At 57.4% G+C, this 12,793-nt stretch carries 10 protein-coding genes and 1 pseudogene; 5 read left to right on the plus strand and 6 right to left on the minus strand.

Features of this window, described 5'->3' with window-relative positions; translation table 11 throughout:
- Positions 1 to 63: 63 nt before the first annotated feature.
- Positions 64 to 762 (minus strand): VIT1/CCC1 transporter family protein, encoded by a 699-nt coding sequence (locus C1A35_RS25295; RefSeq protein ID WP_234823003.1) that lies wholly within the window; start codon positions 760 to 762, stop codon positions 64 to 66.
- Between the two features lie 308 nt (positions 763 to 1,070).
- On the opposite strand from C1A35_RS25295, the gene C1A35_RS25300 reads away from it, so the two are divergent.
- Both C1A35_RS25300 and C1A35_RS25305 read left to right on the plus strand, forming a co-directional pair.
- On the plus strand, positions 1,071 to 3,176 hold the full coding sequence (locus tag C1A35_RS25300; protein ID WP_104667019.1) for a mechanosensitive ion channel family protein: 2,106 nt from the start codon (positions 1,071 to 1,073) through the stop codon (positions 3,174 to 3,176).
- Positions 3,177 to 3,245: 69 nt separating this feature from the next.
- The gene (locus C1A35_RS25305; protein ID WP_104667020.1) at positions 3,246 to 4,523 is read left to right on the plus strand and encodes a DUF2254 domain-containing protein; all 1,278 of its coding nucleotides are present in this window, start codon (positions 3,246 to 3,248) and stop codon (positions 4,521 to 4,523) included.
- Positions 4,524 to 4,559: 36 nt separating this feature from the next.
- On the opposite strand, the gene C1A35_RS25310 is transcribed toward C1A35_RS25305, so the two are convergent.
- The gene (locus tag C1A35_RS25310; RefSeq protein ID WP_234823004.1) at positions 4,560 to 5,366 is read right to left on the minus strand and encodes a MarC family protein; all 807 of its coding nucleotides are present in this window, start codon (positions 5,364 to 5,366) and stop codon (positions 4,560 to 4,562) included.
- Between the two features lie 332 nt (positions 5,367 to 5,698).
- Here C1A35_RS25310 and C1A35_RS25315 point away from each other — a divergent pair, with 332 nt between their 5' ends.
- Positions 5,699 to 6,139 carry a universal stress protein gene (locus C1A35_RS25315; RefSeq protein ID WP_104667021.1) on the plus strand — a complete coding sequence of 147 codons (441 nt, stop codon included), beginning with the start codon at positions 5,699 to 5,701 and terminating at the stop codon, positions 6,137 to 6,139.
- Positions 6,140 to 6,199: 60 nt separating this feature from the next.
- On the opposite strand, the gene C1A35_RS25320 is transcribed toward C1A35_RS25315, so the two are convergent.
- A protein-coding gene (locus tag C1A35_RS25320) for an IS5 family transposase (protein ID WP_104667022.1) occupies positions 6,200 to 6,963 on the minus strand; the annotation gives its coding sequence in 2 pieces (ribosomal slippage) (positions 6,200 to 6,654 and positions 6,654 to 6,963; 765 coding nt in all).
- Between the two features lie 272 nt (positions 6,964 to 7,235).
- Between C1A35_RS25320 and C1A35_RS25325 the strand changes: the two genes are divergently transcribed.
- The gene (locus C1A35_RS25325; RefSeq protein ID WP_104667023.1) at positions 7,236 to 7,565 is read left to right on the plus strand and encodes a c-type cytochrome; all 330 of its coding nucleotides are present in this window, start codon (positions 7,236 to 7,238) and stop codon (positions 7,563 to 7,565) included.
- 666 nt (positions 7,566 to 8,231) lie between these two features.
- Here the strand turns inward: C1A35_RS25325 and C1A35_RS36810 are convergent.
- Positions 8,232 to 8,573, minus strand: a complete 342-nt coding sequence (locus C1A35_RS36810) for a GNAT family N-acetyltransferase (RefSeq protein WP_234823020.1) — start codon at positions 8,571 to 8,573, stop codon at positions 8,232 to 8,234.
- 243 nt (positions 8,574 to 8,816) lie between these two features.
- Positions 8,817 to 9,839 (minus strand): annotated as a pseudogene (locus C1A35_RS36440) (zinc-dependent alcohol dehydrogenase family protein); the annotation flags it as partial.
- Positions 9,840 to 10,211: 372 nt separating this feature from the next.
- Here C1A35_RS36440 and C1A35_RS25340 point away from each other — a divergent pair.
- Positions 10,212 to 10,904 (plus strand): pentapeptide repeat-containing protein, encoded by a 693-nt coding sequence (locus tag C1A35_RS25340; protein WP_440271564.1) that lies wholly within the window; start codon positions 10,212 to 10,214, stop codon positions 10,902 to 10,904.
- An 84-nt stretch (positions 10,905 to 10,988) separates the two neighbouring features.
- Here the strand turns inward: C1A35_RS25340 and C1A35_RS25345 are convergent, their stop codons facing one another.
- The gene (locus tag C1A35_RS25345) at positions 10,989 to 12,341 is read right to left on the minus strand and encodes an adenylate/guanylate cyclase domain-containing protein (RefSeq protein WP_234823005.1); all 1,353 of its coding nucleotides are present in this window, start codon (positions 12,339 to 12,341) and stop codon (positions 10,989 to 10,991) included.
- Positions 12,342 to 12,793: the final 452 nt, after the last annotated feature.

Genomic DNA, 12,793 nt, shown 5'->3' on the forward strand with positions numbered 1-12,793 from the left:
CCGCTTGACAGGCCAGCGGCGACTGGCGGCGCTAAATGCCTCAGACCTTGCGCGGTGCGAGCCTCATCCCCCTAGGGCTATGGCTATCGCCACCATGACCAGGCCAACCGCAACCATCAAAAACCCAATGCGCAGCGGCGCTCCCGCATGGCGGCCCAGGGCATAACCGGTAACGAATAGCAGACCGATCGCGATCCCATTGGATAGACGCAGAGCGTTTGTGGCGTCGCCTATGACAAAGAAGGGTGCTACGACCGGAAAGGTGAGCAGAAAGACGAGCACGAATACAGCCAAGGCGCCGGCGAAGTCCTGTGCCTGAACTCGAATTCGCGTTTTGTCGGCGGGCAGACTATTCAGATACAGTCGGATCCGCTCGAGGTCGCTGGCTGAGAGCGCTGGCAGGACCAAAGGCGGTAAGGCGCCTGCAATGACCGATCGTGCGATTGATGCGCTCGCTGACGTCTGAACTGCCTCAACGGTTCTTTTTGAAAGTCGGTGCTCTGCTGTCGAACTCATCAAGAACATCACTGCGTCAATAATCCCCCATGCCAGGTTGCAGCTGAGCGCTCCGATGATCATCGCCTTGACATCCGCGCGGCCAGCCTGGGCGACCCCAAGCGAGCCTGTGAATGTCATCACCATGATCAATCCGAAAAGAATCTCAGCTGCGCGGTCGACCGGATTGAGCACGCGTCGGAATGGCCACCCGCTCTTGGGTGTTGCAATGGTATCGATGACTGATTGTCTGCCACCGTCGTTCATTGCGAGCCTCGACCGTCAAAAATGGAGGTAAAGCCATCAGACTTTTAGTTGACTCTACTATGCCTTCGACGGCGCGCGCTTAAATTGATCCTCGTCAATGTCCGGTCTGTGTTTTCGAAATATCTTTTTTAGAAACACGTGTGGCGTCTGTCGGTCTCGTGCGTTGGTCGTGAAGCTGATCGCGGCGGCCGAGACGAGGTCGTACATGGCGCCGTCGATTTCGACTGCCGATACCCGTCCGGCGGTTTCAGTTCAGGAACAAACCAGGTCCTGCCGCTGGAAGCGACAACAATTCAGGTACGTTGAACATGAAGGCAATTGTGCCCAGTTTTCCGTGTTGCCGGGGTATCTGGATCGCCCTTATTGCGGTGGTCGTTTTTTCAGTTACGCCCGAAATCTCGTTGGGAGCAACCAGTCTATCAGTTGGGGAGACGGACCCGCCGCCCGAGAAAGTGCGGCAGTTTCTCGATCTTGCAAACAACCCGGAGGTCAAATCGTGGCTGGAGGGTAAGGTCGCTGTGCCAACTCCGGTCGCGGAAGCTTCGATTGCGGACGTGATCTCCGATTGGGGAGCAGCCGTTAAGGGCAGAGTTGCTGCTGTCGTCGGTGCAATCGATCGAGTGCCAGACGAGATCTCGAGTTCTTCCGCAGTATTTGTGCGTGACGTAAACGCCGGCAGGCCCGGCCTGGTCCTAATCATCTTTGGAGCCTTGCTTGCCGTCGGCTTCGGCGCCGAGCGGCTAATCTTGGGTGTGCTCGCCAGCCGCAACACAGACTGGTCGAGCGCGGATCCGGTTCAGGGGACCATGTCGCGCGCCGTCGCTCTGGTCACATTCTGCTTGGCAACCATTGGTCTTTACCTGTTGCTCGATTGGCCCCCCCTGCTTGGCAAGACGATCCTGCTGCTGCTTGTTGCGTTCATGCTATTTCGATTGATCCACGGCATCGCCCGATTGCTGCTGGCTTTTGACGGCGTTGACGAAGAACCCGCAAATCAGTCATTCGTCTCTCAAGTCGGTACGGTAGCTCGGTTCTGGCTTCGCCGTATCGATCTCGCCGCTGGTCTGACATTGGCCGGCTGGGTTGTTGTGAACGTGATGTCCTTCTTGGGTTTTTCCGCGGAGGTCACAAAGCTCGCCGCATTCGTGTTCGGGTTAGGCATCCTTGGGATCGGGATCGAGGTGGTTTGGCGGCGACCAAGGGTGACTACCTCCGTCATCGTCCGATCTCTGCTGTCTGTGTACATGGTACTTCTTTGGCTTGCTTGGGTCGGCGGACTTCTCGGGCTGTTGTTTGTCGGTATCTATTCTCTGGTCCTACCGGGTGTTATTCGCAGCGTCGGCCGCTTGGCCCAAGCCCTGGCAAGCAGGGCGCAATTGCGCGGCGCTTTAGGGGTCTTGTTGAACGTGGTGATCGTCAGAGGCGCGCGTGCGCTGGTGATCGCCGCAGCTGTGGCATGGCTTGCCTATGCCTGGCGATTCAGTGCAGCAGCTTTGACCGGTAGCGAAGTCGGCAAGGTTGTGGTCAATGGCGCATCGAACGCAATCGTCATCCTCCTCGTGGCCGACTTGTTTTGGCAGTCGTCCAAAGCGCTCATCGCCTACCGCATGGATCTTGCGGAGCATTCCAGCGGTACCGGAGACAATCTAGCCCGAAGTGACAGGTTGCGGACCTTGCTCCCTATTTTTCGCAATACCTTGGCAGTGCTGATCGGCGTGATCGCCATATTGACGATTTTGTCTGGATTGGGCGTGCAGATTGCGCCCCTTCTTGCCGGCGCCGGCATATTTGGTGTTGCTATCGGCTTCGGCTCGCAGACCCTTGTAAAGGATGTCCTCAGCGGGGTCTTCTACATGCTAGACGACGCATTCCGCGTTGGTGAATACATCCAGAGCGGCAGCTACAAGGGAACCGTCGAGTCGTTCAGTCTACGGTCGGTACGATTGAGGCACCACCGCGGACCTATTTTCACCGTCCCGTTCGGAGAACTTGGTGCGGTCGAGAATATGAGCCGAGACTGGGTGATCGACAAAATGACGATCAACGTCACTTATGATTCCGACATCGAGTTGGCCAGCAAGCTCATAAAGAAGATCGGTCAGGAATTGGCCGCGGACCCGGAATTCGCGGCAGACACGTTGCAGCCCTTGAAAATGCAGGGCGTCGATAGCTTCGGGGATTTCGCGATCGTCCTGAGGCTCAAACTCATGACCAAGCCCAACGCACAGTTTGCCATCAAGCGGCGCGCCTTCATGATGATCAAGAAGGTCTTCGATGAAAATGGCATCAAGATCGCCGTGCCTACAGTCCATGTGGAAGGAAGTGGCGAATCTGCGGCTGCGGCCGCCCATCAGGTTCAGCAGTCGGCAAAAGCGGCACAGGTTGCCGAGGCGGCGGGCCAAGCCGTGGCTTGAGTACGTTCGTCAATCTCGTGGGTAACCGCCGCCGGAGGCTCGTCGGTCCAAGGGAGGCCATGTCAAAAGATGAGCTGGAATAAGTTATATGCTCTCAAGAGCTATATGCGTGCCTCCTTGTGGATCATCCCATTTTTTGCGCTCATAGCGCAGCAGGCCTTTTTTCGTGCAGTTCTTACTTCCGAGAGATGGACACCGTGGGTCCCGCCTTGGCCCTTGGGGACCGATGGCACGGTTGCTGCAATGCAGGCGATTATAAGCTTGGCGCTTTCGTTTCTCGTTTTCACGTTCGGCTCACTGCTTGTTGCGATACAAATAGCAAGCGGACAGCTTACGCCGCGGATCATCGCGACCACGCTGCTGCGAGATAATGTTATCCGGTTTACCGTCGGCTTGTTCATCTTTACGCTGCTCTTCGCCATCGGCGCGATAAGTCGCGTGAATGCGTCGGCTCCGGCCTCGATAGTGTGGATCTCCGCGGCCCTTGGCGTCCTCTCGCTGGCAGCATTTCTTTACTTGATTGATTATTCGGCTCGATTGTTGCGCCCCATCAGCATCATTCACAGTGTCGCCGAGCAAGGCTTCACCGTCATCGAGAACGTGTATCCTGAGTGCTGGAAGGAGACCGTGAGCAAACTTCAGGCGCGTGACACGCTTGGAAAGCCAGACGAGGTCGTTTTACATGCCGGTTCGTCCGATATCATTCTTGCTGTCGACGTGAAGTCCCTGCTGATCCAAGCAACCCAGGCGGACGGTGTCGTTGAGCTGGCAGCGCGCGTCGGCGACTTCGTGGCATGTGGCCAGCCTTTGTTTCGGCTATATGGTGGTGCTCGGACAATCCCTGCCAACGACCTTGGGAGTAGCGTAGCGTTTGGGCGTGAGCGAACCATCGAGCAGGACCCAACTTTCGCTTTCAGGGTCATTGTCGATATTGCTACGAAGGCACTCTCAAAAGCGATCAACGATGCGACGACAGCCGTGCTGGCAATCGACCAGCTGCATCGCTTACTGGGCAGCGTTGGCGGACGCGATCTGCGCAATGAATTTCTGTGCGACGGGAGCGGACGCCTGCGTGTGGTGTATCCAACACCGGACTGGGAAGACTTCGTACAGCTCACTTGTCGCGAGATCAGGATTTATGGAGCAGAGAATCTTCAGATCGCGAGGAGGCTTCGTGCCATGATCGACAATCTCGAAAACGTGCTGCCCGAGATCCGGAAACAGGCGCTGCGGGCGGAGCGCGATCTGCTCGACCGGATGATCGACAAGGCCTACCTCCTACCTGAGGACGCTGCTTTGGCACGCATTGCCGATACGCAGGGGTTGGGGGGCTCTGTGGAGGGATAACTGCAGTCGAGTATACGGCGGATCAGTGGGCAACGCTCACCATTCCATCATGTTAAAGCTATGTAGGATGATTTGAAGACCGAGTGCTGCTTGGGTGACGCCGAGCACCACCGCCAAGACCTGAAGCGAGGTTCCAACCCATTTTAGTATGGCATCGGCGAACAGCATCGCGAGCCAATCGAGCGCAAGGATCGACAAGACGATAGCGGCCACGGTGAGGCCTTCCGCTTGGCGATTCCCTGCGAGTGTCGCAAAGACGATTACCGCCGCGATCCCGTAGGGTGTAACTATCGTTGGAAAAGCCAGCGGCGAGAAGGCCAGTTTTATGTCCGGCGCGCGGTCAGGTGTCAAAGAGTGATCCGTTAGGCTTGCCGATTGCTGCAATATGGTTCGTAGCGCCACCAGGAAAAGAATGATTCCCCCGGTCATGGCTAGAACTGGCAGGGAAATCTCAAAGTTCTCGAGCATGGTGCGCCCAAGAAGGCCGGCGACCGCCAGCGCGCCGGCCGAGAAGAATATTGCTCTTTGGGCGACCTGGCGTCGAAGGGTTGGCTCCCAAGTCTTGGTTATCGTCACGAACGGCACCAGGATCTTGATCGGACCAAGCATCAGAAAAAGCATGAAGAACACTTTTCGTGCGCCGAACTCAACGTCTGGCATCGCTGCACCCTCTGGCGCTTGCGCGAAAGACTGAACCGGGAAGCAGACCAGCATCACAATCAGTGTGGTGATCAGACCAATTGGACAGGGCAAGTGGCGCTGTTTGTGGAATGCAGGCGAGCAGGTATTGCAGGCAGGCGTTGTTGCAAATTTGGCAGTGATCTTCCGCAGCCATGGGATCATCGATCGTCTCCCGACACGGCGAGGGTCTCTATGGAGTCGCCAGGTTCGATTCGCGTCAGTTTTCAAAAGAACGTGCTTGATCAATTCTGGCTTCAACATCGGGCAAAGTCTCTCGAAATTGACGCTACGCAGGTTGTGAGCCCACAAACGCGACGTCTGAAAACGACCTTTTCAGAAGTTCGCTCGCTGTCGGCTTAACCCAGGCCCATGACCCGAGCTGTATTTTTCTTGCCCACTGAATAAATAAGTGAAGGCTAAATTAATTGATCTGGGTCAAGGCGGGCTTAGGGCGACACGGGTACCTTGATTCCGGTTGAAATCTGGAGGCTCTCATGTTCCGCAACATCCTCGTACCCACCGACGGCTCACCGCTCGCGACGCTGGCCGTGGATGCCGCCATCACGTTCGCAAAGGAAGTGGGTGCGAAGATCACCATCCTTATCGTGACGGAGCCCTTTCACCTCATTTCTCTGGATGCGGAGCAACTCAGCAACACCCGGGCGCAATATGAGGCGCTTTCCGAAGTGCACGCTGCCGAGACGCTTCGCGCCGCTCGGAGCAGGGCCGAGGCGGCCGGGGTTCGCTGTGTGACCGATCAAACCAGCGCTCATGAGGTTTACCTCGAGATCATCAGAAAAGCGCAGGATATCGGCGCCGATCTGATCATCATGGCTTCGCACGGCCGCAGCGGTGTGGGCGCCTTGATCATCGGCAGCGTCGCCGCCAAAGTTCTTACGCATTCGACCATCCCCGTCCTGATATATAGGAAATAGCATGAAGACTGAGACAAAATCGTCCGGAAAGGTGTGCATCGCCCGTCTCTGCGGGACTTACTAGGTGGTGGACTCATAAGCGCGAAGCCATAGCCTTGTCGAAGCGAGAGCGACAGCAGCGAGGAAGTTGCTTGCGAGCTTGTCATAACGTGTTGCGATGCGCCTGAAGTGTTTGAGTTTGCAGAAGAAACGCTCGACGAGGTTGCGTTGGCGATAGAGGCTTGGATCGACCGATCTCTGGACCTTGCGATCGCGCTGGGTCGGGATGTGCGCGTTTCCGCCGCGCTGGCGAACCAGGTCGATCAAGTGCTGCCAGTCATAACCGCGGTCCGCAACAACGAGGGATGCCGGCAGTCCTTCGAGCAGGTCAGGTGCGACGGCTTTGTCAGAGGCCTGTCCTTGCGTGAGAGCGAGGCGAACCGGCAGCCCACGTTCGTCGACCACCACATGGATCTTGCTGGTCAGTCCTCCACGAGAACGGCCGATGGCGTGATCCGGGCCCCCTTTTTTCCGCCGGCAGCGTGCTGATGGGCGCGGACGATGGAGGAGTCGATCAGTTGCATCGACTGAGGGGACGCTGCCGCGAGAGCCTCGAAGACCCGCAGCCACACGCCCGCCTTGGCCCATCGGTTGTAGCGATTGTAGACCGTCGTGTACGGGCCGTAACGCTCTGGAAGGTCGCGCCACGGCGAGCCTGTTCGCAAAACGTAGAAAATCGCGTTCAGAACGCGCCGATCATCCGTTCGTGCCACACCGCGTGGCTTGTTGGGAAGCAGCGGCGCGATCAGCGCCCATTCCCGATCTGTAAGGTCGAACCGTGCCATTCAAACTCCTGCCCAGGAGCTTGAATCACGAACCGACCTCAAAGGGAATCCCATTTATGAGTACAGAACCTAGTGCAGGGATGACAAGGCCAAACCACAAGGTGCGCTCACGGGCATGCCATCTATCGTTCCCCTGATCGTGCAGCAGGCTCTCAACAGGTACTATGGCCTCGTGGCGGGCAGATCAGCATGCCTTGCATAAACCGTCCCATCGACGTGATCTCAGCCTTACAAAGCATCGTGCTACGCTTCATCTGGTTCAGGAGATCGCAATGTGGACAACGATCGTCTTAATGATTGCCGGCATCATTGCAACGGTTCCGACGGTCCAGGCCCAGGACATCAAGCAGGGGCGCCAAATCGCGCTTGAGGTCTGTGCTGCCTGTCACGCCGTCCTCGCAGATCAATCGAAATCGCCCATTGCTGAAGCACCGAGCTTCGAGACGGTTGCTGCGACACCGGGAATGACCGCAGCGGCGCTTAACGTTTGGCTCACGGCCCAGGACCATCCGACCATGCCGAACATAGTACTCTCGAAGACCGATGTTCAGGACATCTCGGCCTATATACTCAGCTTGGGGGGACGGGAACTTGCACATTGATGACTGTGAAGGGGGACGTCGAAGGTGCTTGCGACGCTCTTTGAAGTTCCGGCGGTCGCCATGCTCGTGACCGGGGACAAGGTGGCGTGCTCCGAGATTAGCGGTGACATTGCACTAACGGAGGCGGGCCTCGATGCGGCGCAGTCTTCCGCGGCGACGGGAACGCACCAGCTTGCCGATGTGTACTCGGAACAGGAGTCTCATCTCGAATTCTGGCCCGTCGAAACGGCGTCCGGAGAGCGCGGTGATCCGCCTGGCATTCGAGCCCGGCCGCCCCGAAACGCCGGAAACCGTCATCGACGTCGTTCGGCATATCCTGGCGTTGGCGCTTGAGGCCCAACAATGGAGAGGCAGACCATGATGGCCTGCAGCCATTGTTCTCGGTTCTGGATATCCTAAAGCCAGCCAAAACTTGGATCATTTCAAGACGCATCGGAGCGCACCTCACGGATCGAAGCGGGCAAGCCGTCCCTTGTCAAACGATAACGACGTCGCCGATCGGCCCAGGCAACATTTTAGCCATCGGCGATCGCAGCAGGATGCCAAACGTCAGTCCAGTGGCTTATCCTCGCCGATCCATCGCGGTCGCTGTGTCCGTGACCTCCTTCTTTATCGGCTCATTTTGATCCGCGATGTCGATGGCCGCCGCCGACTGGCTGCTGTGCACTAGCCTTGTCGCAGTTCCTTGCGAATGAGGACGAGGGTCGGATCATCCGCATAGGGAACTGCAACGAAACCCTGTTCCTGTTCCAGTTCGATTGCCTCATGGTTTGCGCGGCTCTCGAGCGATTCGAGGGATCTGGCGCCAGAGGCCTCCGCAAAGCGGGCGACATGGCGCAGCATTTCCCAGGCGACACCCATGTGTTTGTGCTCGGCACGAACGGAGATCGCGACTTCTGCTCTTTCCGTAGACGTGTCGCACGCTACCATGGCGGTGGCGATGATCGCCTCTCTATCCTCGCCGAAGGCAAGGAAATTCTCGGTCGAGCGGTGATCGACCTTCGTCATGGAAAGGAGACGCTCGCGGCTGACCTCCCTGACACCTCCCAGAAAGCGGAAGCGCAGGTCTTGAGGCGTCAGATGACCGAAGAACTCTGCCAGGCGCACATCGTCATCAGGACGCACTGGACGAACATGAAGGACAAGACCGCTGCGCGTCAGAAGATCGCAACTCCAGACGTCGGCCGGGGATGTGCCTTCGGTCTCTAACTCCGCCGTGCTGCCCCACTTAAGAGGTTGAGCGAGATCGGTCTCGATAATCACTTTGAGAGCTTTCGTGCGCGAAGCATCGGCAAAGGTCTCGTAGGCAACGGCAATCTTGAAACGATGTGTGATCAGGTTTTTCGGGTTGATTTTTCCAGATTGCACCGTCTTTAAAAGCAACGGCGTTGTCGCCGCATCGACAAGCCGGGTGGTGATGGAGATGTTTCGCGACCACAGCGTCTCCAGATGCAAATCGACCTTGACGCCGTGAACCCCGATGTTGGCAATTACGCCCCCCGGTGCGACGATGTCCTGACAAAGCTCGAACGTGGCGGGGATACCAACCGCTTCAATCGCCGTATCGACACCCTTGCCCTCTGTCAGTGTCATCACCTGTCGCGAGGCATCTTCACCGCTTGCTTGTATCGTCTGGGTCGCGCCGAAGCGGCTTGCAACTGTGAGGCGGCTCTCGTCGAGGTCGATCATGATGAGTTCGGCTGGTGAGTAGAGTTGCGCGGTCAGCAACGCCGCCAGTCCGATCGGCCCGCAGCCGACTATGGCGACCGTTCCGCCAGGCTGCACCTTTCCATTCAGCACGCCGCACTCGAAGCCGGTTGGAAGAATATCGCTCAGCATGACAAGGGCCTCTTCGTCAGCGCCTTGCGGGATCGGGTAAAGGCTGGTGTCGGCATGCGGAATGCGGACGTATTCGGCTTGGGTGCCGTCGATGGTGTTACCGAGTATCCATCCGCCAGTGGTGCAATGGGAGTACATTCCGCGACGGCAGTAGTCGCATTTGCCGCAAGACGAGATGCAGGAAATGAGGACATGGTCGCCCTTCTTGAACTGGCTTACAGCAGTCCCTGTTTCTTCCACGATCCCCACACCCTCATGACCGAGAATGCGGCCGGCCGTGCAGCTCGGCACGTCTCCTTTGAGAATATGCAGATCCGTCCCGCAGATCGTCGTCCTCGTGATCTTCACGATGGCGTCGGTTGCAGCGGCTATTGTCGGTATCGGCCGCTCCAAGAGTGACTTGCGTCCCGGACCTTCATAGACGAGAGCCTTCATCGATTTCTCCTTCGCAAGGTTCACTGGGGTCGCAAACATTGACGATTGTGCACGTGCTGCTGCGACCCGGCTTTGACGCGCATCAAAGACCGGACGAAGGGCGGGCATTGCGCGGCAGGCGGCTACTGCACTTTTGGCCGACCGGGCCCATTGATCCGCGTCAATGTCCAAGCGAACGAAGCTTGGTAACAGTAAGACGTGGATCGATGTCCGCTAAATGGGTTCTGGATTATCCCGGGTCGATTCGAGGGCGCGGGATGTGGCAAGAGTCACGGGATCGTGATGCGACACAACAACTTTAAGATCGAAACCGTGCCCACCCTTTGCGTCGGAATGACGTCGGGGCACACCTTCCGAACGCGCCGGGGCTTGATGCCGATGTCGCTTACCTTGGTGCTCGGGTTGGCAATGGCGGCTCTTGTTCCCAGAGGCACTGCACAAGCGTCGCACTGCAAGAGCTGGCCGATGCCCGGTTTGAACTGGAGCGGCTGCGATAAGAGCCACCTTATGCTCGAAGGAGCAGATCTGGAGGGCGCAAACCTATCTGGCACTGATTTTAGCCTGACAGATCTTCGTGGTGCTAACCTAAGCAGAGCTAATCTTGAGAAAGCGAAGCTAGTGCGAGCCTCGCTCGCCGGGGCCACCGCGAAGACAGCAAACTTTACGCGGGTGGAAGGCCACCGCGCGAGCTTCGTTCGCTTTTCAGCTGAACGTACCTCATTTACCAGCTCCGAATTGCAGCGCGCCGATTTCAGCCTCGCGCGGCTGATCGATGTCAACTTCGAGAAAGCGGAGCTTGGCCGCGCCATACTCACCGGTGCAAAACTCGAAAACGTTCGATTTTCGCTCGCAAATCTGTCTCGAGCCGATTTCACCGGCACATCGTTCGCGGGGACGACTGCATTCGACCGTGCTGTTCTCTTCCTAACGCGAATTGAGGGGAGCGATTTGTCACGAGCAACCGGTTTGCGGCAATCTCAAATCGACATAGCTTGCGGCGACGCCTTTACGAAGCTGCCGGCCGGCCTTTCCGCGCCGGCGAGTTGGCCTTGCATGTTCGATTGAGACCGTTTGAGCGCATTGAGGCCCGTACGGGTGCGAGAACGATACTGCCACCCTAAGAATTTTCAGGGTGGTTACCTTAGCCCCTCATTCGTAGGGCTTGGTCCCGGCGAACGCGAAGAGCGCCACATGCTCACCGCGGCCGCCCAATGGCTCTCGACTGACCGCGACCCAAGCGTGTTGTTGTCCTGCCTGCATCACAACTGTTTCTGAGGCAAGCAACGTGGCATCGAAACGCTTGGTAGCTTGTTCTATCTTGGCAGCGACATTGACTGTGTCGCCAAGCACAGTGAACTCAAGGCGGTGTTCGTCACCGACTAGGCCGTAGTACATCTCGCCGCTGTGAATGCCGATCCCGACGCGGATCGGCGGATCGAAACCGCGCTTGATGTTCCATTGATCGACAAGCGAAAGAATCCGATGAGCGCAGGCTATGGCACGAGCGCAATCATCCTGCCGTGGCTCTGGAATGCCGAAGACTATCAAAGCGCCGTCACCGATGAATTTGTCGATCACACCTTCTGAGGCCTCGGTTGCGCGCATGACTCGTCGCCGAAAGGAAGAGATAAAGACGGACAGTCTCGCGGGATCCAGTTTTTCTGCGTAAGCAGTGAATCCACGTATATCGACGAACAAAATCGTGCCCTGCTGGCGGCGGCCTTGCCGCCACGTAGCAACATCATTGTCCCCTACTAATGGTACGATCTCTGCTGGCAGGAAGCGAGCAAGGTTTGCGCGCTTGGCTGTCTCGCGCGCAATACGGATCAGAAGGCGGCGAGAACGCGTCATTGCCAACGCCGTTACCAGACCCATCAGCAACAGCATAACGGTCCGCATGATATAGGGAGGAAGCGAAAGAAGGCGGCTCACTCCCTGTGTCTCAGCGGGGTTCGCATCGCCTGTCAGGCTAAAGCCAAGCTGAACTGCAACGCTGACCACGGCGATCATTGTTGCTGAAGTAGCCCATAGTTGAACGATTGGCCTGTATCGAAGCGCACCGACCGCGAGGAGCAGGGGCACGACCCAGATAGTTGGTATGGTCACCACCCAATTGCCCGCCAGGCCGACGTCGTTCAGGGCAAAGTAAAGACTGGCTCCTATAATCAATGCGTCGCCGGTAACGAGCGCAAAGGCCATCCAGGGCCTGAAGTGACGGCTGATCACAAGCAGGAATGACGTGATGCCGAGGGCCAAAAAGGCTGCAACCGTAGTCAGAGCCGTTACGCGTAGTTGCATCAAGTTGTATTCTTGAGCGAAGCCGGCGGTTTCAGAGGAGACGAGGAAACCACTCACAAACAAGGCAAGGCCCACTGTGATCCGAACCCATCCGATCGTGTATTCGGCTTCGTTCTCCGATTCCCAGAGCGCCCTTTCGACAGAGGAACTCGTCAGGTCAGGCCGGTGAGGATCAGAGCGAAATGCTTTTTGAAACTGCCACATGGACATATCTTTCGCAGGGCTCACTTCGCAGCGAGCTGGCTAGAGCGGTTGCCGCCCTCAGATTAGCTTGGCAGAACCGATTTCGTGAAGGGCCAACATGCGGCGAGATGTGCACGACGAACACAACAGCGACGGTTGCGGGGTTGGGTTTGTTGCCGCAACGCCCGACGCAAGCGGAAGCGTCGAGCCTCTCTGTTCTGAGGTTCACAAAGCGACAACTAGCCGGCACATTGGGCCTGCCGGCGTGATTTTGACTTACGTCAAGGAGGAGCTTGCCAGAGCATGTGATGTTTTGAGCAGGAAGTGGGTGGATCGCGGAGCTGCCTTGCCGCACGGAGGGGAAAGCGACGAGAAACGATCGTCGTCATTCACTCGAGTCGAGCAGCACCACCCATCGACGAAGTGCTGAAGGCAAACGAACGAACAAATGCGCGTCTCCGAAGCCTATCCTT

It is taken from the genome of Ensifer adhaerens, assembly GCF_002940685.1.
In the GTDB taxonomy this organism is placed as follows: domain Bacteria; phylum Pseudomonadota; class Alphaproteobacteria; order Rhizobiales; family Rhizobiaceae; genus Ensifer; species Ensifer adhaerens_E.

Bases quoted from the DNA above. Each gene is read 5' to 3' on its own strand.
- C1A35_RS25295 (WP_234823003.1), bottom strand. From the start codon at position 762: ATGAACGACGGTGGCAGACAATCAGTCATCGATACCATTGCAACACCC.
- C1A35_RS25300 (WP_104667019.1), top strand. From the start codon at position 1,071: ATGAAGGCAATTGTGCCCAGTTTTCCGTGTTGCCGGGGTATCTGGATC.
- C1A35_RS25305 (WP_104667020.1), top strand. From the start codon at position 3,246: ATGAGCTGGAATAAGTTATATGCTCTCAAGAGCTATATGCGTGCCTCC.
- C1A35_RS25310 (WP_234823004.1), bottom strand. From the start codon at position 5,366: ATGATCCCATGGCTGCGGAAGATCACTGCCAAATTTGCAACAACGCCT.
- C1A35_RS25315 (WP_104667021.1), top strand. From the start codon at position 5,699: ATGTTCCGCAACATCCTCGTACCCACCGACGGCTCACCGCTCGCGACG.
- C1A35_RS25325 (WP_104667023.1), top strand. From the start codon at position 7,236: ATGTGGACAACGATCGTCTTAATGATTGCCGGCATCATTGCAACGGTT.
- C1A35_RS36810 (WP_234823020.1), bottom strand. From the start codon at position 8,573: ATGACGAAGGTCGATCACCGCTCGACCGAGAATTTCCTTGCCTTCGGC.
- C1A35_RS25340 (WP_440271564.1), top strand. From the start codon at position 10,212: ATGCCGATGTCGCTTACCTTGGTGCTCGGGTTGGCAATGGCGGCTCTT.
- C1A35_RS25345 (WP_234823005.1), bottom strand. From the start codon at position 12,341: ATGTGGCAGTTTCAAAAAGCATTTCGCTCTGATCCTCACCGGCCTGAC.